This is a genomic window from Pseudomonas sp. O230 (assembly GCF_045447035.1).
Taxonomy (GTDB): Bacteria; Pseudomonadota; Gammaproteobacteria; order Pseudomonadales; family Pseudomonadaceae; genus Aquipseudomonas.
The window spans coordinates 481577-505727 of record NZ_JBJGXN010000004.1 but is presented as its reverse complement, the minus strand read 5'-3'; the positions used below and the strand labels follow the sequence as shown (position 1 = coordinate 505727).

The window sequence follows — 24151 nt, the reverse complement described above, 5'->3', positions numbered from 1 at the left end:
ATAGTGGGGCTCAGTCCCAGCGCCCAGCAGAGAGCATCATGACCACCGAAAGCAAAACCACCGCGCCCGTCGATCACTTGCGTTTCCACCGTCCTCACGCTCACCTGGCGCCGACCTTCGGTAATGACAAATTTGCCCTGCGCGCCGAAGCCTTTGCACGATTCTTCGGCACGCCGGTGTTTCTCGGCGCGCAGACGCTGATCGTCGCGCTATGGATTTTTCTCAACGTGTCCGGCATCACCCACTTCGATGCCTACCCCTTCATCCTGCTCAACCTGGCGTTCAGCCTGCAAGCGGCGTACGCCGCACCCTTGATTCTGCTGGCCCAGACCCGCCAGGCAGCACGGGACAAAGCTCAGTCCGACGCCGACGCGCAGCACCGCGAAGCGCTGGCCGTGGCCAACAGTGAACGTCAGGCCCAAGCAGCGCAGAACACCGCGCAATTGCTCGAATTGCTCGAGCAAAACACCCGCCTCACCGAAATGACCAAGACCCTCACTGAACGCATCGAAAGCCTGACGTCGGAAATGCACCAGCATTTCGTGCGCAAGGATTCGCCGAGCCACTGATCAGCGAACAGTTACCTTGTCTGTGGGTACTTGAAGCAGTGCGACTGCACGTTGCTGCCAGCGTTTTTTATAGCTGGGTGTCGACGTCTCGTTATTGCCGTCCAGCACGATCTGGATGACGCCCTTTTGGCAAATCGTGAACACCCGCTGAACGCCGACTGCACGGCCACCGTCCTCGATGATGGCCTGCGCCAACTCCGCTTGTGTGTCGCTGCCGAGAAATTTCCCGCCACAGGTAAAAGGCTGCGCCATGACCGGCCACGCGCCTGCGCAAAAGCACAATACCAATAGCTTTACTGCTGTTTTCTTCATTGTTATCGCTCTCCATCGCTTAACAATTCAGTCGAATGACTGACGTCAAAGTAGAGGTCGCCAGGGGTATGAACAATCAGAAAAGTCGACACCTGCATTAGGTTAAAAGCACTCAACGTTGAAGGCTCTTTCCGGTGAAGACAGCGATCTATAGTGGGTTCCAGCATTCAACAAGCGTCGAGAACCCTCATGGAAAACAACGCCATCCCCGTCGCCCTCGGCATCGCTGCCGAACACACCGGCCTGAATGTGCAGTTCCAGTGGTTGGCCACCGATGGCATCGACGAGGACACGCCGCGGCAGGACTTCGACGGTTTCTGGTGCGTGCCCGCCGCACTACGTGGGTGTGCAAGGTTGAGCGGGCCTATGCGTTCAAGCAGTAACCGTTGCGGTGTCCTTTAGTCCGTCATCGCCGGCAAGCCAGCTCCTACAGGGTTTGGCGTTGTACACATAACCTGTAGGAGCTGGCTTGCCAGCGATGAGGCCAGCACAAACACGGCAAATCTCAACGCTGCACAAGACGGCGCACCGCCGAAATCTGCGGCACTTCCCGCCGATTCATGTACACCCGCAACGGCTCGGTAATGTTGATCCGGTCATCGATGTTCTGGTCCAGCAACAACTGAATCAGCTCGCGCTTCAGTGTCATGGCCTGCTCCGGCCCCGGCGCCCAGACGAATTCACTCACAGGAATGATGCCGTCATCCGCCACGTCCATGCCGAAGGAGTCTTCGCTGAAACGCACGATGTACTGGCCGGTTTTACGATTGAGGCCGACGAAGCCTTTGAGTTGGTCGGCGGCCTGGCAGATGAGTTCGGAAGTGATGCGCATATAAACCTCACACAAGTGATCAATGGTTTACACGCAGGGCAGGATGAATGGCGTTCCCTCTGCCGGGAAACTGCCGGGGCCAAGAGTACTGCAAAGAACCGCACAAATGCGCCGAAAAAATGGGCTTTAAACACGTTTATGTCGGTCTCGCGATAGCGCAAGCGGCGCTCAGTTGTTAAAAGGGACGTCTTTGAAAACTCTCTGCGAAAGGATCTCGACCATGCCTGTTACTTTCACCAAAAGTGCCCTGCTGCTAAGCGTGCTGCTTGGCCTCGGTCAGGCACAGGCCGCCAGCGAGCCAGGCCCCACGGCGCTCGCGTCCCGAATGGGGATCCCGCATCCGGCCGTGATCGCTCACCGCGGCGCGTCCTTCGATGCACCGGAATCCACCGCCGCCGCTTACAAACTGGCGCGCGATCTGGGTGCCGACTACCTCGAACTGGACCTGCAACGCAGCAAGGACGGCGTGCTGTTTGCCCTGCACGACAACAACCTGCAACGCACCACCGACGTCGCCAGCAAATTCCCCGAGCGCAAGGACAGCCCGGCCAACGCGTTCACCATCGCCGAGCTGAGAACCCTCGATGCCGGCAGTTGGTTCAACACGGCTTACCCGGATCGCGCGCGCCCTTCTTTCGCCGGTCTGAAAATCCTGACCCTCGACGAAATCATCGACATCGCCCAGGGCAATCCGCTGCACAAACCCGGCCTGTACATTGAAACCAAGGAGCCGAAGCAATTCCCCGGCATCGAGCGCGACCTCAAGGAAAAACTTCAGGACCGCGGCTGGTTGAGCGCGGCCGGTTCGAAACTGGCGAAAAGCGAGCTCGCCGTCGGCCAGGGTAAAGGCAAGGTGGTGCTGCAAACCTTCGAGAAGAGCAGCCTCGAACTGCTGGAAAAAGAAATGCCGCAAGTGCCGAAGATCCTGCTGTTGTGGGTCGGCGAAGGCAGTATCGAGCCTAAGTCCAAGGTGACGTTCGCCGAGTCTGGCGATAAGGACAAAGCCACGTACTACGCCAAACAGGAGCCGAAGGACAAAGCCGAATTCCAGCAATGGGTCGAGTATGCCAAGGCTCAGGGCGCGATCGGCACGGGGCCTTCTGCAGCACTGACCCAGGGTGGCGATCAGAGCTACTCGGACCTGGTCAAACCGTGGATGAACCAGTACACCCACGATCAGGGTTTATTGGTGCACGTCTACACCATCGATGATGCGGTGGATTACCAGAAAGCCATGGACGCCGGCGTCGATGGCATCTTCACCAACCGCGCCAGCGAACTGTTGAAGTTCTACAAGCGTCCGGCGGCGGGCACCGTTGCGCAGTTGTTGCAGAACAACGGTTATTGATCCAGGACCGAGTCGCCCGCATCGCCGGCAAGCCGGCTCCTACAGGTCCGTGTCGTTCACAACTTTTATCAACGACTCAAACGTGTAGGAGCCGGCTTGCCGGCGATGCTTTTGGAATTAAGGGTGAATTAAGTTGCCACAGTTAGTCTGGCCCCACTTAAACGGCTCACCCAAGGAAAGAACCTCATGAAGACTTTGACTGCCCTGTTCACTGCTGCTGCCCTGACCCTCACCGCTGGCCTGGCGCAAGCTGCTGATGTTCCAGTCGATCAAATCCCTCAACTGGTCAAGGACGGCAAGATCAAGCCGCTGGAAGAGCTGAACCAGATCGTTCTGAAGTTGCATCCGGGTGCCACGATCACCGACAGCGACCTCGACAAACACTCCACCATCTACGAGTACGAAGTTGAACTCAAAGACGCCAAAGGCGTTGAATGGGACGTGGACTTGAACGCCGCTACCGGCGAAGTCCTGAAAAACAAGCAAGACGACTGATACACACAAAACAAAGCCGCACGATTTTCGGATCGTGCGGCTTTTTTGCGTCCGGTGAGGCCTTACGCGCTCAGACGCGCCGTCACTTCATTCAACTGACCGGACAACCCATGCAGGTTGTGGCTGGCCGCTTCGGTGCGTTGCACGTTGTCCAGGTTGGTGCTCGCAATGCTGGTGATCTCGGTGAGGTTGCGCGAGATGTCTTCGGCCACTGAGGTCTGTTCTTCGGCGGCGGTGGCGATCTGGCGGTTCATGTCGCGAATGGATTCCACGGCATGGGTGATGCGTTCCAGCATGGCACCGGCCTCGGTCACTTGCTGCACGCTTTCTTCGCTGCGCGACTGGCCGCTTTCAATGGCTTGGGCCGCGTCCACCGCACCGGTTTGCACGGTCTGGATAATCTGGTTGATCTCGATGATCGACGCCGCCGTGCGCTGGGCCAGGCTACGGACTTCATCGGCCACCACCGCGAAACCACGCCCCGCTTCACCGGCGCGGGCCGCTTCGATGGCGGCGTTGAGTGCCAGCAGATTGGTCTGTTCGGCGATGCCGCGAATCACTTCCAGCACTTTGCCGATGCGACCGCTGTCGGTTTCCAGTTGGCGAATGACGGTCGCCGTGTTGGCGATTTCGCCGCGCATCTGGGTGATCGTGTAAATGGTGCCCTGCATGACTTTTTCGCCTTGCTGGGCGGACTGGTCGGCATCGTCGGCGGCACGCGCGGCATCGGCGGCGTGGCGCGCGACTTCTTGCGCGGTGGCAGACATTTCGTTCATCGCCGTGGCCACCTGGTCGGTGCGGTTGAATTGCTCGTTGGTGCCGCTGGCCATGAGGGAGGCGATCGCTTTCAACTCACTGCTGGCGCCGTCCAGATCCTTGGCACTGACCTGCAAACGACTGAAGGTTTCGGCGAGGAAATCGCGCAGCGTATTGGCCGCTATCGCCAACTTGCCCAACTCATCCTGGCGAGTGCTGGCCACGCGTTCGGCAAACTTGCCCTGGCTGAGTTGCGCCACGTAGTCGATCAGTTTGCGGATCGGCTCGACCAGGTTGCGGTTGACCAGCCACAGGCTCAACAACCCGATCAACAGGCCCGACGCGAGCATCACGATAATGCCCAGCAACACGGTGCGATCGGCGCTGGCGCTGATCAGCTTCGATTGCTCGACGCCCTGCTTGCGCAATTCGCTGACCAGTTCACTCATCTGATCGCTGGTCGCCCGGTCCACGCCCTTCACGGCGGTGTCGCCGGCCGTTGGATCGGCACCGGCTGCCACGTAGGCATCGCGGCCCTTCTGGTACGCCGCGCCTAACAAGCGGTGTTCGTCACGCAGGCGTTCGATGCGGGTCTTGAGTGGCGGCTCGATGCCGTTCTGCCCGGCCAGTTCGCCGAGGATGCCCTGCACGTCGCGCTGACGGTCTTCGAATTGCTTCCAGTATTTGTCCAGGTCCGCCGGTTGCTTGCCACGCAGCAGAACGTTTTTCCATTCCTGGACCTGCACCTTGAATTGCAGGTTGGCTTCATCGATCAATTGCGAGGTGTGCAGCGGGCCGTCGATCAGGTTTGCGTAGCTCTGAACGCCGCTGGACAGAAAGTGAAAGCAGGCCAGGGCGATCAGCAACATGGCCAGCAGGCTGCCGCTCAACAAGGCGAGGATTTGTGCTCTCAGGGATTTTTGCAACATCGAGTGATACTCATGGCAGGGATGAAGCACGCTGGCGTGCAAGGTGTCCGGACATCCCTGTCGGCAATGCGGGTTCACAACTCGCACCACAACAATCAACACCTGCGTCATCGGCGTGTCGGCACCGTTCTTGAGCGCTTCCGACCACCGGTACAAGGCACTTGGCCAGCTCCACGAAGTTGTCACAAAACTGTCAACACGCCTTGCGATGATGCGGCTCAAGTGAACCTGTGAAACCCGCGACAGGCGCCTATCACTGCGAGACCTCATGAACCACAGCATTGACCAAAGCCATCGCGACCCCGACCTGTTCGGCCTGCTGTACGGTTTCAGTTTTCGTCCCGGCGAACGCGGTCGGGAAATCGATTCGGCCATGGCGTTGCGATCCCTGCAACAACCGGACGACAGCGACGAGTTTCTCTGGTTGCACCTGAACCTCGCCCACGCTGCCTGCGAGCGCTGGATGAAAAGTCATCTGGAGTTGCCCGACGAATTTTTCGAAGCCTTGCATGAAGGCTCGCGTTCGACGCGTATCGAGCATGTCGATTCGGCGCTGCTGGCAGTGGTCAACGACGTGGTGTTCAACCTCAGCAGCATGATCTCCTCGGATGTGTCGACGCTGTGGGTGTGCGCCCGCAGTCGGCTGATCATCAGCGCGCGCCTGCAACCGCTGCACTCGGTGGACAAGTTGCGTTCCTCGGTGAAGGCCGGTGAGCGCTTTCGCTCGCCGCTGGAATTGCTCGTGCATTTGCTGCGCGACCAGGGCGAGGTGCTGACGCAGATCGTGCGCAAGACCAGCCAGAGCGTCGATCAGATCGAAGATGAGTTGCTGTCCTCGCGGCTGTCGACCAACCGCGCGGAGCTGGGCGCCAATCGCCGGGTGCTGGTGCGCTTGCAACGGCTGCTGGCGCTGGAGCCGGGCTCGTTGCTGCGCCTGCTCAATCGCCCGCCGCAATGGTTGCAAAAGGAAGACGTGAAGGAGCTGCGCAAGTCCACCGAGGAATTTGCGCTGATCATCAACGACCTGACGGCGCTGGGTGAGCGGATCAAGCTGTTGCAGGAAGAGATTGCCGCCAACCTCAACGAGCAAAGCAACCGCACGCTGTTCACCTTGACCGTGGTCACGGTGCTGGCGCTGCCGATCAACATCATTGCCGGTTTCTTCGGGATGAATGTGGGTGGGGTGCCGCTCTCTCAGGATCCGGAGGGGTTCTGGATTCTGGTGGCGCTGGTGGCAACGTTTACGGTGATTGCGGGGCGTTGGGCGTTTCGTAAGCGTCAGGATTATTGAGCACTGCTGAAATCCATTCGTCGGCATGCCGCCCAGACCAAGCTCCCTCCCACAGTGAACGCTGTCGTTCACAGATGCTGCGTTCACAGCAAACCCTGTGGGAGCGGGCTTGCCCGCGAAGACGTCGGCACATTCACACCGCCTGCTTCCGAGGTAAATTAGATCAACGGAACGACAAAAGCCCCAAACACTGACCCAACGCAGCTTCCCTGTAACATTTGGCAACGATCATGGCCGACACACTTCCCCCTCAGGATTGTCCGGCATGGCTACTCCTTCCTTCACCGCTGCCCAGGCGCCCGCCAGCAGCGCCAGACCACAGCTCGACAAGAAACCCAGCCTGTTCACCCTGGTGATTTTCTTCGGCGTGTTGGCCAGCGGGTTGTTGTTCACCGCGTACAGCCTGATGCACGACATGAACGAACTCGGCACGGTGGTCACCACCTGGACGCCGTTTCTGTTGCTGGGCGTGGCACTGCTGATCGCGCTGGGCTTTGAGTTCGTCAACGGTTTCCACGACACCGCCAACGCGGTGGCCACGGTGATTTACACCAACTCGATGCCACCGAATTTCGCAGTGGCCTGGTCCGGGTTCTTCAACTTCCTCGGGGTGTTGCTGTCCAGCGGCGCGGTGGCATTCGGCATCATCGCCCTGCTGCCGGTGGAGCTAATTCTGCAAGTCGGTTCGTCCGCCGGGTTCGCGATGATTTTCGCCCTGCTGATCGCCGCGATTCTGTGGAACCTCGGCACCTGGTGGCTGGGCTTGCCGGCGTCTTCATCGCACACGTTGATCGGGTCGATCATCGGTGTCGGTGTGGCCAATGCCCTGATGCACGGTCGCGATGGCACCAGCGGCGTGGACTGGGCGCAGGCTACCAAGATCGGTTATGCGTTGCTGCTTTCACCGCTGGTCGGCTTTGGTTTTGCCGCGTTGTTGCTGCTGGCGCTGCGCGTCTTCGTCAAGAATCGCGCGTTGTACAAGGCGCCGAAAGGCAACACGCCGCCACCGTGGTGGATTCGCGGCATGTTGATCGTGACCTGCACCGGCGTGTCGTTTGCCCATGGTTCCAACGATGGCCAGAAAGGCATGGGCCTGATCATGCTGATTCTGGTCGGTACGTTGCCAATGGCGTACGCGCTGAACCGTACGATGCCGGCCGATCAGGCCTTGCAGTTCGCGGCCGTCGCCGAAGTCACCCAGCAAGCGCTGATGAAAAGTTCGCCGCTGCCGGCACCGGCCGACCCGCGTCCGGTGCTGTCCGAATACGTGCGCAGCAAGGAAGCCACGCCGCAACTGATCCCGGCCCTCGCCGCGCTCACTGGCCGCATTGGCGCCGAGGTCAAGGGTTACGGCTCGTTGTCCAAAGTACCCGCCGAAGCCGTGGGTAACGTGCGTAACGACATGTACCTGACCAGCGAAACCATTCGCCTGATGGACAAGAACAAGGTCGGCAACTTCGACGCCGACACCAGCGGCAAGCTGCAACTGTTCAAGCAGCAGATCGACAACTCGACGCGGTTCATTCCGCTGTGGGTGAAAATCGCGGTGGCGATTGCGCTGGGCCTGGGCACCATGGTCGGCTGGAAACGCATTGTGGTGACCGTCGGCGAAAAGATCGGCAAGACCCACCTGACTTACGCGCAAGGCGCCTCGGCGGAAACCGTGGCCATGCTGACCATCGGCGCGGCGGACATGTTCGGGCTGCCGGTGTCGACCACGCATGTGTTGTCTTCGGGGGTGGCCGGGACCATGGTCGCCAACGGCGGCGGTTTGCAGATGAAGACCATCCGCAATCTGCTGATGGCCTGGGTGCTGACCTTGCCGGCGGCGATTCTGCTGTCGGGCAGTTTGTATTGGTTGTTCACCCAGATTTTCTAGCGTCAACACAATCCCCCTGTGGGAGCGGGCTTGCTCGCGAAGGCGGTATGTCAGCTGCATTTATGTCGACTGACACTCTCTCTTCGCGAGCAAGCCCGCTCCCACAGGGTTTTTTTTCGTCTGGAGAATGCTTTTCGTCGCAAATTCAGGGGATTGCGCTTTTATTGAGCCACCGCTCACCGGATTGCGCTTCAGTTTGCTAACGTGTGGCCGACTCTTAAGAGACTCGATGTATTCAGGAGAGGAACCGTGAATCTGTACATCAATCAGCTTCAACACAAAGCTGACTTCAAAGAAGCCATCTACGGCGGCGACATCTTCCTGAACACACAACTGCGCGCCGCCAAGGAGCTGTGTGCGTTCGCCCAGGAAAGCATCACCGCGGCCTTCGACGGCGAGACCAACCACCAGGCGCTGCACACGCTGATGCCGGTGGAAGAATTCGTCGTACTGGTGACCCGCCTCAAAGGCCAGTTCACCAACAGCCTGCGTGCCAAAGAGCTGATTCGCAGCTTCACCGAAGAGATCGGTGCAGCCCCCGAAGAATTCATCTTCGACGTACCGCGTATCCGCGTCGTGCCGAACTACGACTACCTGCATGCGGGCGTCAGCTATGCCTACAAGCCGCATCGCGACACCTGGTACGGCGGCGTCGATTGCCAGATCAATACCTGGATGCCGGTCTACACGATCCAGCCGGACCAGACCATGATGATCAACCCGGCCTACTTCGATGCCCCGGTGAAAAACACCTCGGCGCAATGGAGCCTGTCGGACTGGATTGGCGTACAACGCCAACGCGCCAAGGACAACGTCAAGGAAGAGGCACGCCAGCACCCGGTGCCCACCGAAGCGATCAACACCGCGTCCGAAATACGCATCGCCGGCAACACCGCCGAGATGCTGATTTTCTCGGGGTCACACCTGCACGGCACGGTGCCCAACTACACGCAACAAACCCGCTTCAGTGTGGATTTCCGCCTGATGCACCTCGACGACCTCAAGCACAAGCGTGGCGCAGTCAACGTCGACAGCGCCTGCCCTGACGTCGGCGCCGGCTTCAAAGACTATTTCCACGCCCACGACTTTTCTAATTTCCAAGGAATCGAAGCATGACCAAGCGTCGCATCACGCCTGCCGAGGCCCAGTACAACGAAACCCGTACCAACGTTCTGAAACGGGTCGATGCCGAGTACGTGGCCGACGCACCGTTCGTTTTCGCCAACCGCATCGGCGTGACCGCCGCGCTGTCGCGCATGGAACTGTTCAAGAAAGTCGCTGAAGTACCGGGCGCGATCATCGAGTGCGGCGTGTACAAGGGCAACTCGCTGATGCTGTACATGCACTTGTCGATGATTCTCGAGCCGTACGCGATCAACCGTTCGATCGTTGGCTTCGACACGTTCGAAGGCTTCCAGAGCATCGACAAGAAAGAAGACCCGGCCGACGTCAACGAGACCATGTTCGCCGACACCGACCAGTCGCTGATCCAGGACATGATCGACGCCAACGACCTGCTGCGCCCGGTCAACCGCATCCCGCGTTGCGAGCTGGTCAAGGGCGACATCGTCAAGACCGTGCCAGAGTGGGTCAAGACCCGCCCGGACCTGGTCGTGGCCATGTTGATCCTCGACACCGACCTGTACGAATCGACCAAAGTCGCGCTGGAAACCTTCCTGCCGTACATGCCAAAAGGCGCGATCGTGGTACTGGACGAAGTGGCTTACCGCAACTTCCCGGGCGAAACCAAAGCCCTGCGCGAAGTGCTGGACCTGAACAAGATCGAACTCAAGCGTCTGCCGTTTGATAGCTGCGTAGGTTATTTCCACGTTTAACGCATCACCAGCCCCTGTAGGAGCCGGCTTGCTGGCTCCTACAGGGGTATACGCATCACCCATCGCTCGCGCACCACGTCATACACCCAGTGGTAAACGTAGGTGTACGGCAGGAAAAACAGCAACACCCCGATGTCCAGCACGAACGCCTGCCACAGGCTGACGTTGAGCCACCAGGCAATCAGCGGCACGCCAACCGCAACCAACCCCCCTTCGAACAGCAGCGCATGGACGACTCGCGTCCAAGCGTTGTGCGCGATCTCGAATCGCGCCAGCACGCGGTCAAACATCCCGTTGAAGATTACGTTCCAGGCCAGGGCCAGGGCCGCAATGACCACGGTGACGACGCCCATGTCGAGCATCGGTTTGTCCATGATCCACGCCAGCAACGGGGTGCAGATCACGATGGCCAGCAGCTCAAAGCCGATGGCCTGGAAAATACGTTCGGTGATGGATTTTTGCATGTTCATGAGCAGAGCTCCTGAGTGACTGTGGTTGCCATGATCCACTCTCACACCGATACTTCATAACCAATAACCATCGATCAAGGCGATAGTTCATGGCTTCCCAGGAAGTGTTGCAGGCGTTTGTGCAAGCGGCGACCCAAGGCTCGTTTTCTGCGGCGGCGCGCAAATTGGGGCGCAGTCAGTCGACCATCAGCGCGGCGGTGGCGAGTTTGGAGATTGATCTGGATCTGGTGCTGTTCGACCGCAGCAGCCGCAAGCCCACATTGACCCCGGCCGGGCACGTGATGTTGCAACGGGCCGAGGACATCCTCGCGGCCACCAGTCGCCTGGAAATGACCGCCAGCCAGTTGTCCCAAGGGGTTGAGCCGAAGCTGACCGTGGCGATCTCCGACACCTATCAGTCTGACCGCTTCGAAGCAGCGCTCAGTGCGTTCGAGCAGCGTTACCCGGATCTGGAACTCGAATGCCTGATCGCCGAATGCGATGACCTGGTGGCGTTGGTGCAAAGCGGTCGGGCGCATGTGGCGTTCGCCGAGCAACAGGAAAGTTACCCGCCAGACCTGGTCAGCTCGACGGTGGCAGAGCGTACCGAAATCGCCTTGTTCGTATCCCGCGAGCATCCGTTGGCAGCGCTGGCGAACATCGATCAGGACAGCCTGCAACTGCACCGGGAGTTGCGTCTGGCGACGATCGTCAATCCATATGAAAGCCGTGCGAAGGGCCGCGTCTGGTCGGCACCGAGTTATTTGATGCTGCTGGAAATGGCTCAAGGTGGATTCGGCTGGGCGCCGTTGCCGCGATGGCTGGTGGGGCGTTTTGGTGCCGGGACGTTGCAGGAATTGAAGGTGCGCGGCTGGCCAAGGCCGTTGTTCGTCGATGCGCTGTGGTCGCGGCTGCATCCGCCGGGGCCGGCGGGGAGCTGGTTGTTGGGCAAGATGCTGGAATGAAGGTCCTGCGGACCTTATCGCCGGCAAGCCGGCTCCTACAGGTTTTGCGCTGAACCTGTGGGAGCGGGCTTGCCCGCGATGGGGCCCGCCAGATCACCTCACTTTAAAGCCTTGATCCGCGCCTCGATAAACCGCCGCTCCGGCACTTGCTGCGTCAATTCCAGCGCCCGCTCATAGGCCGCCCGCGCTTCCTCCACCCGGCCCAACTGCCGACAAAACTCCGCCCGCGCCGAATGCGCCAAGTGGTAATCCGGCAATTCGCCGCGATTGAGAATCCCTTCAACCAACGTCAACCCCGCCAATGGTCCATCGCGTTTGGCAATCGCCACCGCGCGATTCAGCTCAATCACCGGCGAAGGCACCGCCGCCAACAGCACCTCATACAAACCCGCAATCTGCGCCCAGTCCGTCTCCCCCGCCGTCGGCGCTTCGGCATGCACCGCCGCAATCGCCGCTTGCAAGCAGTAAGGCCCGAATCGCCGCATGGTCAGCGCCCGCGCGATCAGCGCGCAGCCTTCGGCAATCAACTCGGCATCCCACAGCGAACGGTCCTGCTCATCCAGCACAATCAACTCGCCACTGGCCGACGTTCGCGCCGGGCGTCGTGACTCATGCAACAGCATCAGCGCCAGCAGGCCCAGCACTTCGGGTTCGGGCAGCAACTCCATGACCAATCGCCCGAGCCGGATGGCCTCGCGGGTCAGATCCTCACGAGTCAATTCTGCACCGACGGACGCCGAGTAACCTTCGTTGAACACCAGGTAAATCACCCGTAGCACGCTGTCGAGACGTTCGGGCAACTCCGCCAGGGTCGGCACCTGATACGGGATCTTCGCGTCGCGGATTTTCGCTTTGGCGCGCACGATGCGCTGGGCAATGGTGGCCGGTGCGGAGAGAAACGCCCGGGCGATTTCTTCGGTCGTCAGGTCGCAGACTTCGCGCAGTGTCAGCGGCACTTGAGCATCCGCCGCGAGTGCCGGGTGACAGCAGGTGAAGATCAAACGCAGGCGATCGTCTTCCACGTCTTCGTCACTCCAGTCGACCTGCTCCAGCGCTTCCAGTTGCGCGATCAGCATCGGCCGGGACGCGGCAAACCGCGCGCGCCGGCGCAAGCCGTCGATGGCTTTGAAGCGCCCGGTGGACACCAGCCAGGCGCGTGGATTGTCCGGCACACCGTCACGCTGCCAACGCTCGACCGCGATGAAAAAAGCCTCGTGCAAGGTCTCCTCGGCGAGGTCGAAATCACCGAGCAAACGGATCAGGGTCGCGAGGATCCGCCGCGACTCTTCGCGGTAAACCTGCTCGACCCGAGCCTTGACCGACACGTCAGCCATCAGTCCCGAATGCCTTCAGTCAACTGCGTCAGCACAGGATCTCCTTTTTGTTGTTCTCAGGGATTCAATTGACGAACCGGTCGCACCTCGACGCAGCCGACCCGGGCTGCCGGAATGTTACCGGCGACTTGCAGGGCTTCATTAAGGTCCTTGGCGTCGATCAGGTAGAAGCCGGCCAACTGCTCCTTGGTTTCGGCGAACGGGCCGTCGGTGATCGACACTTTGCCGTTGCGCATACGCACGGTGGTGGCGGTCTGCACCGACTCCAGCGCTTCGGCGGCAAGCATGCGGCCGCTGCCCTGGATCGATTCGGCGTAGGCCATGCACTCGGCGTCCTTGGGGCTGTCGGGCAGTGAGTGCAACGCCTGTTCGTTGCTGTAGACCAAGCATAAATACTTCATGGGGCTCTCCGGATCGGACTGACCAACTATGGCTGCTGTTTGGCGCCTGGGTGTCACTTCCCGACGATCAGGGCTCCAGGTTGAACAGCACAGTGCCGCTCATCATGTCGAACGGGGCCGACCAGTGTTCGTGGACGATGCGCCATTGGCCGGCCTCGCGCCGATAGCAGGCGGTCACCCGCATCCAGCAGGCCTGGGTTTCACCCTTGTCGTTGGTGCCGCCGCAATGGACCAGCCAATGGGCGAAGGCGATGTGCTCGTCGGCCACGATGTTCATGTGGTCAAAGTCGAACGTGTGCGGACCCTGGCACATTTCCATGCACTCCAGCCAATGCGCGCGGTAGGCGGGCTTGCCGCGAAATTGCAGGGCCTTGACCGCGTCGTAGGAGACAAGGTCGTCGGCATACAGGGCCATGATTTTCTCGACATCCTTGGCGATCACCGCCTGGCGATAGGTGTCGATCAAGGTCTCGATTTCGTGAGTCGCGTTCATGGTGGTTCTCCGTGGTTTTTGTTGTGATGGCACCCTTAGTCGCCTGGCAAAACGCCAAATCGACAGTCGAAATAAAAATAAACCATGGGCGCAAACTCGCTAGAATCCGAGGCTCATTTCTGTTGGAAAAAGGACACTCCAGTGACAGCCCGACTCGTGCCTTACGAAACCCTGAACGCGCACCAGCGCCAGCAGGTCGAGGCCATTGAAGTTCACCAGGAACAAATCAGGTTCTCCGGCGACATCCACGGTGCGTTGCACACCCTGCTGTCCAAACCCGGCCCCGGCGTCCAAGGATTTGCCCTGCTGGCCGAGGATGTTCCGGTGGCTTTCCTGCTGCTCAAACGCCCGCCGGTGCTACCCGCCTGGGCCGACGAACACAGCGCCACCCTGCATGCGTTGCAAGTCGATCAGCGTCATCAGGGCAAAGGTTATGGCAAGGCCTGCCTGCAAGCCTTGCCCGACGTGGCGCGTCAGGCATTTCCGGAGATCAAGGCGCTGGAGTTGTCGGTGGATGCGGACAACGAAGCCGCCATTGCGCTGTATGCCAAATTCGGCTGGGTCGACAGCGGCGAAGCCTACAAGGGCCGGATCGGTTACGAACGGCGCATGGGCCTGATTTTCTGAGGTGGTTATGCTCGACAGCATCGAAGCACTGGAAGCAATCTACGGCCAGCCCCACGAGCGCGCCGTGCGCAAGCAAATCACCTTTCTGAACGAGGACTATCAAGCGATGGTCCGCGCCTCGCCGCTGCTGATCATCAGCTCAGTCGGCCCCGACGGCCTGGACGGTTCGCCGCGTGGCGACACACCGGGTTTCGTGCGAATCCTCGATGCGCGCACCCTGGCGATCCCGGATCGCCCGGGCAACAACCGCATCGACACACTACGCAATGTGGTGCTCGATTCGCGGGTGTCGCTGCTGTTCATCATTCCGGGGATCGGCGAGACGTTGCGGGTCAACGGCACGGCGCAGATCAGCGATGAACCGGGGTTACTGGAAAGCTTCGCGGTCAACGGCAAACCGGCGCGCACGGTGATGCTGGTGACGGTGGAGGCGGCGTTTTTTCACTGCTCGAAAGCGATGGTGCGTTCGGAGGTGTGGAACCCCGAGAAGCACCTGGATCGCTCGGCGCTGCCGACGGCGGGGGCGTTTCACAAGCGCTTGAATGATGGGGCGTTTGATGCCGAGACGTATGACCGGGAAGCGCCGGTGAGGGTGCGCGACAGCCTCTACTGACACGACGCCTAACCCCTGTAGGAGCCGGCTTGCCGGCGATGGCGGCGCATCAATCAACATTGATGGCGCCTGACACACCGCTATCGCCGGCAAGCCGGCTCCTACGGGGGATCTTCTGTGTTTGGTAAATGGGGTTACAACGCCAACACCATCTCATGCCACGCCATCCCGCCGTGGTCTGACGCGGAAGGTTTGATGTAGGCAAACCCGAATCCGGCATACAACGGAATGTGCCGCTCTTTGCACATCAGGTTGATGCTGGTCTTGCCCAGTGCACGCATGCGCGCGATGAACTCGCCCATCAGGCGTTTCGCCAGGCCCTGCCCCTGATAATCCGGATGCACCACCACCGACATGATCACCACGTGCGGGCCGGCCGGATCGTGGCCGATCAGTTCCTTGAACGCTTCGTCCGACATCTCGACCTGAAACGCCGCACCGGAGTTGATGAAACCGGCGACCACGCCGTCCACTTCAGCGACGATAAACCCCTCGGGCCAGGTGGCGATGCGGGTAGCTATTTTTTCTCGGGTGGCGGCTTCGTCGCCTTCGTAGGCAACGGTTTCGATGGCGTAGCAGCGGTCCAGGTCAACGGGCAGGACGTTTCGGATGACAGGGTTCGACGAGTTCATGGCAGAACAGCAACCTTGGGGCAAGTGAGATGACAGAGTATCGGTCGCCAATTCTAACAACACTTGCCGGCCCTCGAACGCCCCGATACTTGGCACTCCTGTGACAAGGCCTGGCGTTGCCACCAGCACCTGCCCTTCTCTACAGCCCCACCAAGCGATAACCCACCTGCAATTCGGTGATGAAATGCTGCGGCTGGGCCGCATCGGCCTCCAGCTTTTGCCGCAGGTGCGCCATGTGCACCCGCAGGTAGTGAGCACGATCAACGTAGTCCAGGCCCCACACGTCCAGCAGTAACTGGCGATGGGTCATGACCCGGCCTTGTCCGCGAATCAGCGCGCACAGCAGGCGATACTCGATGGGCGTCAAGTGCACCGACTGGCCCTCGCGCCGGACCTCGTGCGTGGCCAGGTCCACTTCGATCATGCCGAACGTCACCTTGCTGGTGACGGCGGCGGTCCCGTTCTGCACATGTCGACGCAACTGGGCACGGATTCGCGCCAGCAACTCGGGCACGCCGAAGGGTTTGACCAGGTAATCGTCGGCACCCGCATCCAGCGCCGCCACTTTTTCCTCTTCGCGATCACGGGCCGACAGCACCAGAATCGGCACCGTCATCCAGCCTCGCAGCTCGCTGATCAAGTGTTTGCCGTCACCATCGGGCAGGCCCAGATCGACGATCACCAGATCCGGTTGGCGGCTGGCGGCGTGGATCAGGGCGCGTTTGACGTTATCGGCTTCGAACACCTGAAAACCTTCATCCTGCAGCGCGATACCGATGAAACGGCGGATGTTGGCCTCGTCCTCGACAATGAGGATGCGTGCACTGGTCATAGCGATTCCATGGAAGGCGGGTGACCCGCCGGTAGAGTGATGACAAAGCGGATGCCCGAGGTGGCCTGGGGTTGCGCCTCGATCGTTGCGCCATGGGCCTGGATAATGCGTTTTGCCAGCGCCAACCCAAGGCCGATGCCGGCCACGGCTGACTCCTGCTGACCCCGCGTGAACGGTTCAAACAAGCTTTGCGGCGTGCTGCCTTGAGGACAACCGGGGCCGGCGTCGATCACCTCCAGCACAATGCTGTCCTGCTCTTGCCGCGCGGCAACCTGCACCAGCGTTCCGGCCGGGGTGTACTTGGCGGCGTTGTCCAGCAGGTTGACCAGCACGCGCTCGATCAACAGCGCATCGACTTCCACCAACGGCAACTGCGGCGACAGCGCTGTGCGCACGACATGCCGTGCCAACGGCTCGCGCAGTTGCCGCAACGCGCTGCCGACGATTTCCTCCAGCGAGTGCCATTGCCGGTTCAGGCGCACCCCGCGTTCCTGCATCCGGGCCATGTCCAGCAGGTTTTCGATCAACCGCTGCATGGAACTGGCCTGATCGCGGATACCGCCCAGCAACTGTGTCAGCGGTCCGGGCGGCGCATGGGGCGTCGCCGCATCGGCCGCGCCGATAATGGTCGTCAGCGGCGTGCGCAGGTCATGTGAGATCGCGGCGAGCAGCGTATTGCGCATGCGCTCGCCCTCCATCTGCACCAGGGTGCTCTGCGCCACTTCGACGAAATGCACCCGCTCCAGCGCGATCGCCAGTTGGCTCATACACGCTTCGAGTAAACGCTGTTCTTCAGGCTCGCTCAATCGCTCGGGTTCCGCCAGTTCGAGCACCAACACGCCGCGTACGCGCATCGGCGCCTTCAACGGCAAATAGCGGCCTTGAGCGGCCGCCAGCGTATCGGTGCCCTGACCCGCGGGTTGGCCGTGGTCGTACACCCATTGGGCAATGCTCTCATCGATCGGGAATGCCCCGGCGCCACTGCAATGGACACTGTCTATAGCGTCCGGCAGCGCCAACCCGACACGCGCTTCAAACACGCCGCTGAAGGTGCGCAGCGCCACCTCGGTGATCTGCTCCACCGTCAGCGCCGCCGACAGGTCGCGCGCCAGCCTCGCCAATGACGTCGCGCGCCGCTCACGGCCAGCAGCGGTGCGCGCCTCATGACGCAGGCGGGCCGTCAGTTGACCGGTGATCAAGGCAATCCCCAGCATCAGGGCGAAGGTAAAGAAATATTGCGTGTCGTTGACCGTGAACGACCAGCGTGGCTGGACGAAGAAGAAATCAAAACACAGCACCGCCAGCATCGCCGCCCAGACACCCGGCCCGCGCCCGTAACGCAGGGCGACCAACACCACTGTGAGCAAAAACAGCATGACCACGTTGGCCAGATCAAACACCTGCAGCAACAAGGCGGCCGCCGCCGTGGCGGCAAAACAGGCAAGGCTGGCCCACAGATACGCCGGAGCCCTGCTCGGCGGCAACGCTGCATCGGTGTTCAGTGCAACCGCTACCACGACGGGCAACGGGCCATGAGCGATGACAATCTGATCGATCTCGGGGTGACGACGGCTGATACGGTCACTGATCGACTGATGCCAGAATTGCCAAACCTTGCGCGGGTAATGCCCGAGCACCAGGCGGTTGGCGTTATGTTCACGGGCAAACGCCACCAGGGTCTCGGCCACGTCCATGCCTGACGGCGTGGCCGTGTCGGCGCCGAATTCAGCGGCCAGCGCGAGGGTTTTCATGGCGGCGGCATAGCGGTTCGCCCCCGCTTCACGGCGCTGAACCGAAGGCACATGGACGACAATCCAGTCCGCTTCAAGCTTTTGCGCCAGACGCGCCGCTTCCCGCACCAGACGTTCATCCGAAGGGTAACCCGCTACGCCCACCAGTAAACGCTCGCGCGCGGGCCAAACCGTGTTGATGGACCGCTCGCGGCGATAGTCGCGCATCTGTGCATCGACGCGATCGGCAGTACGCCGCAGCGCCAGTTCGCGCAAGGCCAGCAAGTTGCCTTTGCGAAAGAAATGCCGGGACGCACGCTCGGCCTGAGGCGGCAAGTAGACCTTGCCCTCCTTGAGACGGCGCAGCAGGTCATCGGGCGGCAGGTCGATCACCACCACTTCATGGGCATCGTCGAACAGATGATCGGGCACGGTCTCGCGCACCCGGATGCCGATGATCCCGCTGACGATATCGTTGAGACTTTCCAGGTGCTGGACATTGAGGGTGGTCCAGACGTCGATGCCGGCACGCAGCAGTTCTTCGACATCCTGCCAGCGTTTGGGGTGACGCGAGCCGGGAACGTTGCTGTGAGCCAGTTCATCCACCAGCAGCACCGCCGGACGTCGCGCCAGCGCGGCATCCAGATCGAACTCACTGAGGGCACACTCGCGGTGCATCACGTTGTAGCGCGGCAGCAGTTCCAGACCGCTGAGCAGTTCCGCGGTTTCCCGGCGGCCATGGGTTTCGACCACACCCGCCACCAGGTCACGGCCCTGGGCCACTTCGCGCTGGGCCGCGCTGAGCATGGCGCAGGTTTTCCCCACCCCGGCATTGGAGCCGAAATAGATGCGCAATTTGCCGCGCAAGGCGGCCTGTTCATCTTGTTGCAGCTTCTCCAGCAGCGCGTCGGGATCAGGGCGGCCGTCACGCGAAGCGGTGAACGTATCAGTTACGAGCATGGCAATCCTTTTCAACGGCACGGCGCCACAGAGGGCGCCGTGCAGTCAGTCCTTTCAAACCAGGCCAAGCCCGGCCAACAGCATGTCGATCACCTTGATCCCCGCGAATGGCACCAGCACGCCACCGAGGCCATAGATCAGCAGGTTGCGATTGAGCAACGCCGCCGCGCCGATGGCTCGGTAGGTCACACCCTTGAGCGCCAGCGGGATCAGAAACACGATGATCAGGGCATTGAAGATCACCGCGCTGAGAATCGCCGAGTTCGGGCTGCTCAGGTGCATCACGTTCAGGGCGCCCAGTTGCGGATAGGTCGCGACGAATGCGGCCGGTACGATAGCAAAATACTTGGCCACATCGTTGGCCACGCTGAAGGTGGTTAACGCGCCGCGCGTCATGAGCATCTGCTTGCCGACTTCAACCACCTCGATCAACTTGGTCGGGTTGCTGTCCAGATCGACCATGTTGCCCGCTTCCTTGGCGGCCTGAGTCCCACTGTTCATGGCCACTGCCACGTCCGCCTGGGCCAGTGCCGGCGCATCGTTGGTGCCGTCGCCGGTCATCGCCACCAGCTTGCCCTGCGCCTGGTAGTCGCGGATCAGTTGCAGCTTGTCTTCCGGCCGGGCCTCGGCGAGAAAGTCGTCAACCCCGGCTTCCACGGCAATCGCTGCCGCCGTCAGGCGGTTGTCGCCGGTGATCATGACCGTCTTGATCCCCATGCGCCGCAGTTCGGCAAAGCGCTCCTTGATGCCCCCCTTCACCACGTCCTTGAGCTCGACCACGCCCAATGCCTGTTCACCCTCGCACACGACCAGCGGCGTACTGCCACGGCGCGAGACTTCATCGACCCTGGCCTGCAACGCGGATGGAAAGCTGCCGCCCAGCGCCTCGATGTGCTGGCGAATGGCATCTGCCGCGCCCTTGCGGATGCACCGGCCACCGGCCAGATCGACGCCGCTCATGCGGGTCTGCGCGGTGAAGTGCACGAAGCTCGCCCCCAAGGCATTGAGGTCCCGCGCCCGCAGGTCGAACTTCTGCTTGGCGAGCACCACGATACTGCGGCCTTCCGGTGTTTCGTCGGCCAGCGAGGCCAGTTGCGCGGCGTCCGCCAGTTCCGATTCCTTGACGCCGGGCGCGGGCAGAAAAGCGCTGGCCTGGCGATTACCCAAGGTAATGGTGCCGGTCTTGTCCAGCAGCAGGACATCAACGTCACCCGCCGCTTCCACGGCTCGCCCGGAAGTGGCAATGACGTTGGCCGACATCATCCGGCTCATGCCCGCGACACCAATCGCCGACAACAGACCACCAATGGTCGTCGGGATCAGACAGACCAGCAGCGCCACCAGCACCGTTGCGCTGACCACGTCGCCGCCGCTCATGCCCACCGCGAACAACGAGTACGGGCCCAGGGTCACGATCACCAGCAGAAACAGAAAGGTCAGGCCGACCAGCAGAATGGTCAGTGCCACTTCGTTGGGCGTCTTCTGGCGTTTCGCGGACTCGACCATGGAAATCATGCGATCCAGAAACGACTCGCCGGGATTGACGCTGATGCGCACCACCAGCCAGTCCGACAGCACTTTTGTGCCCCCGGTGACCGATGAAAAGTCGCCGCCCGCCTCGCGAATTACCGGTGCCGATTCCCCGGTAATCGCGCTTTCATCCACCGACGCCACGCCTTCGATCACCACGCCGTCGAGGGGCACCAGATCGCCCGCCTCGATCAACACCACCGCGTCCTTGAGCAGTTCGCTGGAAGGCACTGGCCGCCAGGCGGAACCGTGCCGGGGTTGCTGCAACAGCTTGGCCAGGGTCTGGCGCTTCATCCCGCGCAGGCTGGCCGCCTGGGCCCGACTGCGGCCCTCGGCGAGGGCTTCGGCGAAATTGGCAAACAACACGGTGAACCACAGCCACAGCGTGATGCTGAGAATGAAACCACTGGGGGCTTCTCCCTTGCCGACCAGTGATTGCACCCACAACAGCGTGGTGAGGATGCTGCCCAGGTACACCACAAACATCACCGGGTTCTTCCACTGCGCCTGGGGTAGCAGTTTTTTGAAAGCATCCAGGCACGCCGTGAGCAACAACCCACGGTCAAACAAAGGCAAACGAGCTTGCTTACTCATGGTTGTTTCTCTTGTTCACTGGCCGCAAGGGATGGCTGATGCACAGGCGTCAAGGCATCCAGCGCGAGGTTGAGTTGCAGCACATTGATCCGGGGCTCGCCGAGCAAGCCAAAGGTGCGTTGCTCGGTGTGGGCGTTCACCAGTTTCAACAGATCGGCTTGCGGCAGGTGACGCAGGCGTGCGACGCGCGACGCCTGAATCTGTGCGTTGGCCACCGAGATGTGCGGGTCGAGGCCGGACGCCGACGCGGTGACCGCGTCCACCGGCACCTGCGCATCGGCTGCCAGGCCGTTCTGCTGGCGGTAGGTTTCGACGCGCTGGGCCACGGCGTCGATCAACTTCTGGCTGGTCGGGCCAAGGTTGCTGGCGCCACTGGAACCGGCGTTGTATGGCTGTGCCACGCTCTTGCTCGGGTCCAGTGGGTCGGCGCCGAGGGTCATGCTCGGACGCCCCTGAAAATACTCGGGGCGAGTGAAATGCTGGCCGATCACCGCCGAACCGATCACTAACCCGTCCCGTTCAACCAGACTGCCCTGGGCCTGAAACGGGAACAGCACGTTGGCCACCAGCGTGGTGAACAACGGATACGCCAGCCCGGTCAGCAGCATGAAGAATGCCGCCGAAACCAGCACCGGGCGCAACAGGCCGACAAATAGAAATCGCATCTTGGTTTGGGTTTGTACTTGAGTCATCACAGCCCCCTCACTTGTAGGTCTGGCCGGTCAGCAACTGCAGTTGCTCAACCAGCGGGCCGAGCGCGAGCGCCGGCAGGAAAGTCAGGCCGCCCACCACCAACACCACGAACACCACCAGAAACATGAACAGCGGTGTGGCCGTCGGGATGGTGCCAGCACCGGCCGGGATGTTCTTTTTCATCGCCAGGGAACCGGCGACCGCGAGCATCGGCAGCATCGTGAAGAATCGTCCGAGCAACATGGCAAGACCGATGGTGGTGTTGAAGAACGGCGTATTGGCGTTCAATCCGGCGAACGCCGAACCGTTGTTGGCCGTGCCCGAGGTGTAGGCATACAGCACCTCGCTGAAGCCATGGGGCCCCTGGTTGTTGAGGCTGTTGAGGGTGTCGGGCCAGAGTGCCGCCAGGGCAGTGAAGCCGAGAATGCAGACCGGGTGTGCCAGCACCGAGAGCATGACCAGCTTGATCTCCCGTGCCTCGATCTTCTTGCCAAGGAATTCCGGGCTGCGACCGATCATCATGCCCACCAGAAACACTGTCAGCAGGGCGTACTGGATCAGGTTGATAAAGCCCACGCCGTCGCCACCGAACACGCAGTTGAGCATCATCTGCGCCAGCGGTACGAAGCCGCCCATGGGCGTCAGCGAGTCATGCATGGCATTCACCGAGCCGGTGGTGGCGCCGGTGGTGGTGGTCACGAACAGGCTGGTGTCGGCAATCCCGAAGCGCAGCTCCTTGCCTTCCAGGTTGCCGCCACTCTGGGTGGCCGACAGCACCTGATCCGCGCCCACTCGGGTCAGCAGCGGGTTGCCACTTTGTTCGGCGGTGTAAACGATGCTCAGAAAGCCGACGAACATCACCAGGAATGTGCCAAAGAACACCCAGCCCTGACGCCGACGCATCAGCATGCTGCCGAAGGTGTACGTCAGCGCTGACGGGATCAGCAGCATGCTGAGGATATGCAGCATGTTCGTCAGCGGCGTCGGGTTTTCGAACGGGTGCGCGGCGTTCATGCTGAAGAAGCCACCGCCGTTGGTGCCGATGTGCTTGATGGACTCGAAACTCGCCACCGCGCCAACAATCAATTGCTGTTGCGCGCCTTCCAGCGTGGAGACAAGGGCCTGGGAGTTGAGGGTTTGGGGCATGCCTTGCCAGACATACACCAGCGCCATGCCAAAACACAGCGGCAACATCACCCGGTACAGCGTGCGGGTGAAGTCCACCCAATAGTTTCCGATGTCAGCGGAGTTCGACCGACTGAGGCCGCGAATAAAACCCGCCGCCGCCACAACGCCCGCTGTTGCGCCGACGAACATCAGGAAGGTAATGACCGCCATCTGGCTGAAATTGGACAGGCTGGTTTCACCTGAATACGCCTGCCAGTTGGTGTTGGTGATAAAAGACGCCGCGGTATTGAACGCCAGATCCGGTGTTTGCGCGCTCAGCCCCAAGGGGTTGAGCGGCATGAAACCTTGCAGGCGCAACACGATGTAACCCAGCAACATCATGGCCGCGTTCGACAGCAACAGGGCCGAGCCGTAACGCGCCCAGCCCATGGTTTCGGTCGAATCGATCCCCAGCAAACGATAAGTGGCGCGCTCAACCAGAGCATGCTTTCGCCCGGTGAATACCCGCGTCAGCCACTTCCCCATCAAAACGGCGTGCCCGGTCATCAGCCCGAGAATCAGCGCAAATTCCAGCATAGTGCTCAACATGTCGATGCTCCGTTCAAATCTTGCCCATGGCGACGATGACCATGGCTGTCGCAGCAAAAAACACCACGCTAACCCCCATGAAAATCAGGTCGTACATTGCCGGTTTCCTTTTTCAAGACCGCCCTGGCGGGCGAATAAAAACGCCTGTGCCGCAATGACTGCGGCCATCAGAACTTCTCTGCACGGATAAGGGCGTAACCCAGGTAGGCAAACAACAGGGCGGCGCACAGGCCGCTGGCGATGTAGATGAACTCGAGTGTTAACAAGACAGCTCCCCCTGACTAAACGAAGGCACCCGCAATCGGGTCCCGGTAGAGCGCGTCAGCGCAAAAAAAC

Annotated in this window: 25 protein-coding genes; 11 read left to right on the top strand and 14 right to left on the bottom strand. The window is 61.0% G+C overall.

The genetic code is table 11. From position 1 onward, the window contains the following. The first annotated feature begins 38 nt into the window (after positions 1-38). Positions 39-569, top strand: a complete 531-nt coding sequence (locus ACI77H_RS11210; protein WP_407011952.1) for a DUF1003 domain-containing protein — start codon at positions 39-41, stop codon at positions 567-569. Here ACI77H_RS11210 and ACI77H_RS11205 read toward each other — a convergent pair whose 3' ends face one another. After that, a complete protein-coding gene (locus ACI77H_RS11205; protein WP_407011951.1) occupies positions 570-881 on the bottom strand; it encodes a hypothetical protein in 312 nt (103 codons plus the stop codon). Positions 882-1070: 189 nt separating this feature from the next. Between ACI77H_RS11205 and ACI77H_RS11200 the strand changes: the two genes are divergently transcribed. Continuing rightward, positions 1071-1283 (top strand): hypothetical protein, encoded by a 213-nt coding sequence (locus ACI77H_RS11200; protein WP_407011985.1) that lies wholly within the window; start codon positions 1071-1073, stop codon positions 1281-1283. A gap of 103 nt (positions 1284-1386) precedes the next feature. Here ACI77H_RS11200 and ACI77H_RS11195 read toward each other — a convergent pair whose 3' ends face one another. Next, on the bottom strand, positions 1387-1713 hold the full coding sequence (locus ACI77H_RS11195) for a DUF2025 family protein (protein WP_407011950.1): 327 nt from the start codon (positions 1711-1713) through the stop codon (positions 1387-1389). Between the two features lie 220 nt (positions 1714-1933). Here ACI77H_RS11195 and ACI77H_RS11190 point away from each other — a divergent pair, with 220 nt between their 5' ends. Both ACI77H_RS11190 and ACI77H_RS11185 read left to right on the top strand, forming a co-directional pair. Then, positions 1934-3061: a glycerophosphodiester phosphodiesterase gene (locus ACI77H_RS11190; RefSeq protein ID WP_407011949.1), complete on the top strand. Its 1128-nt coding sequence runs from the start codon at positions 1934-1936 to the stop codon at positions 3059-3061. Between the two features lie 186 nt (positions 3062-3247). Then, the gene (locus ACI77H_RS11185) at positions 3248-3556 is read left to right on the top strand and encodes a PepSY domain-containing protein (protein WP_407011948.1); all 309 of its coding nucleotides are present in this window, start codon (positions 3248-3250) and stop codon (positions 3554-3556) included. A 62-nt stretch (positions 3557-3618) separates the two neighbouring features. Here ACI77H_RS11185 and ACI77H_RS11180 read toward each other — a convergent pair whose 3' ends face one another. Further along, positions 3619-5241, bottom strand: a complete 1623-nt coding sequence (locus ACI77H_RS11180) for a methyl-accepting chemotaxis protein (RefSeq protein WP_407011983.1) — start codon at positions 5239-5241, stop codon at positions 3619-3621. Positions 5242-5509: 268 nt separating this feature from the next. On the opposite strand from ACI77H_RS11180, the gene ACI77H_RS11175 reads away from it, so the two are divergent. The 4 genes from ACI77H_RS11175 (at position 5510) to ACI77H_RS11160 (ending at position 10246) form a co-directional block, all read left to right on the top strand. Further along, positions 5510-6532 (top strand): transporter, encoded by a 1023-nt coding sequence (locus ACI77H_RS11175; RefSeq protein ID WP_407011947.1) that lies wholly within the window; start codon positions 5510-5512, stop codon positions 6530-6532. A 265-nt stretch (positions 6533-6797) separates the two neighbouring features. Further along, positions 6798-8411, top strand: a complete 1614-nt coding sequence (locus ACI77H_RS11170; RefSeq protein ID WP_407011946.1) for an inorganic phosphate transporter — start codon at positions 6798-6800, stop codon at positions 8409-8411. Between the two features lie 249 nt (positions 8412-8660). Continuing rightward, positions 8661-9527 carry a hypothetical protein gene (locus ACI77H_RS11165; RefSeq protein ID WP_407011945.1) on the top strand — a complete coding sequence of 289 codons (867 nt, stop codon included), beginning with the start codon at positions 8661-8663 and terminating at the stop codon, positions 9525-9527. Further along, positions 9524-10246: a TylF/MycF/NovP-related O-methyltransferase gene (locus tag ACI77H_RS11160; protein WP_056725897.1), complete on the top strand. Its 723-nt coding sequence runs from the start codon at positions 9524-9526 to the stop codon at positions 10244-10246. The genes ACI77H_RS11165 and ACI77H_RS11160 overlap by 4 nt, the downstream gene beginning before the upstream one ends. A gap of 38 nt (positions 10247-10284) precedes the next feature. On the opposite strand, the gene ACI77H_RS11155 is transcribed toward ACI77H_RS11160, so the two are convergent. Continuing rightward, positions 10285-10716: a multidrug/biocide efflux PACE transporter gene (locus ACI77H_RS11155; RefSeq protein ID WP_407011944.1), complete on the bottom strand. Its 432-nt coding sequence runs from the start codon at positions 10714-10716 to the stop codon at positions 10285-10287. A gap of 89 nt (positions 10717-10805) precedes the next feature. On the opposite strand from ACI77H_RS11155, the gene ACI77H_RS11150 reads away from it, so the two are divergent. Further along, on the top strand, positions 10806-11660 hold the full coding sequence (locus ACI77H_RS11150) for a LysR family transcriptional regulator (RefSeq protein ID WP_407011943.1): 855 nt from the start codon (positions 10806-10808) through the stop codon (positions 11658-11660). A gap of 98 nt (positions 11661-11758) precedes the next feature. On the opposite strand, the gene ACI77H_RS11145 is transcribed toward ACI77H_RS11150, so the two are convergent. The 3 genes from ACI77H_RS11145 to ACI77H_RS11135 form a co-directional block, all read right to left on the bottom strand. Continuing rightward, a complete protein-coding gene (locus ACI77H_RS11145) occupies positions 11759-12994 on the bottom strand; it encodes an RNA polymerase sigma factor (protein ID WP_407011942.1) in 1236 nt (411 codons plus the stop codon). 56 nt (positions 12995-13050) lie between these two features. Continuing rightward, positions 13051-13395, bottom strand: coding sequence for a YciI family protein (locus ACI77H_RS11140; RefSeq protein ID WP_407011941.1), 345 nt, complete (start codon positions 13393-13395; stop codon positions 13051-13053). 67 nt (positions 13396-13462) lie between these two features. Then, a complete protein-coding gene (locus ACI77H_RS11135; protein ID WP_407011940.1) occupies positions 13463-13888 on the bottom strand; it encodes a YybH family protein in 426 nt (141 codons plus the stop codon). A 141-nt stretch (positions 13889-14029) separates the two neighbouring features. On the opposite strand from ACI77H_RS11135, the gene ACI77H_RS11130 reads away from it, so the two are divergent. Both ACI77H_RS11130 and ACI77H_RS11125 read left to right on the top strand, forming a co-directional pair. Continuing rightward, positions 14030-14515: a GNAT family N-acetyltransferase gene (locus tag ACI77H_RS11130; protein WP_407011939.1), complete on the top strand. Its 486-nt coding sequence runs from the start codon at positions 14030-14032 to the stop codon at positions 14513-14515. A gap of 7 nt (positions 14516-14522) precedes the next feature. Continuing rightward, positions 14523-15128, top strand: a complete 606-nt coding sequence (locus ACI77H_RS11125) for a pyridoxamine 5'-phosphate oxidase family protein (protein WP_407011938.1) — start codon at positions 14523-14525, stop codon at positions 15126-15128. A gap of 134 nt (positions 15129-15262) precedes the next feature. On the opposite strand, the gene ACI77H_RS11120 is transcribed toward ACI77H_RS11125, so the two are convergent. The 7 genes from ACI77H_RS11120 to kdpF form a co-directional block, all read right to left on the bottom strand. Beyond that, entirely contained in the window at positions 15263-15760 is a 498-nt protein-coding gene (locus ACI77H_RS11120; protein ID WP_407011937.1) for a GNAT family N-acetyltransferase, read from the bottom strand. 139 nt (positions 15761-15899) lie between these two features. Beyond that, positions 15900-16592, bottom strand: coding sequence for a response regulator (locus ACI77H_RS11115; RefSeq protein ID WP_407011936.1), 693 nt, complete (start codon positions 16590-16592; stop codon positions 15900-15902). Continuing rightward, complete coding sequence (locus ACI77H_RS11110) at positions 16589-19282, bottom strand: DUF4118 domain-containing protein (RefSeq protein WP_407011935.1); 2694 nt, start codon at positions 19280-19282, stop codon at positions 16589-16591. Before ACI77H_RS11110 ends, ACI77H_RS11115 begins: the two co-directional genes overlap by 4 nt. 54 nt (positions 19283-19336) lie before the next feature. Further along, positions 19337-21406: a potassium-transporting ATPase subunit KdpB gene (kdpB, locus tag ACI77H_RS11105; protein WP_407011934.1), complete on the bottom strand. Its 2070-nt coding sequence runs from the start codon at positions 21404-21406 to the stop codon at positions 19337-19339. Then, positions 21403-22098 carry a potassium-transporting ATPase subunit KdpC gene (gene kdpC, locus ACI77H_RS11100; protein ID WP_407011933.1) on the bottom strand — a complete coding sequence of 232 codons (696 nt, stop codon included), beginning with the start codon at positions 22096-22098 and terminating at the stop codon, positions 21403-21405. The genes kdpB and kdpC overlap by 4 nt, the downstream gene beginning before the upstream one ends. A 10-nt stretch (positions 22099-22108) precedes the next feature. Further along, positions 22109-23815, bottom strand: coding sequence for a potassium-transporting ATPase subunit KdpA (kdpA, locus tag ACI77H_RS11095; protein ID WP_407011932.1), 1707 nt, complete (start codon positions 23813-23815; stop codon positions 22109-22111). 167 nt (positions 23816-23982) lie between these two features. Then, a complete protein-coding gene (kdpF, locus tag ACI77H_RS11090; RefSeq protein WP_095130908.1) occupies positions 23983-24081 on the bottom strand; it encodes a K(+)-transporting ATPase subunit F in 99 nt (32 codons plus the stop codon). Positions 24082-24151 lie beyond the last annotated feature (70 nt).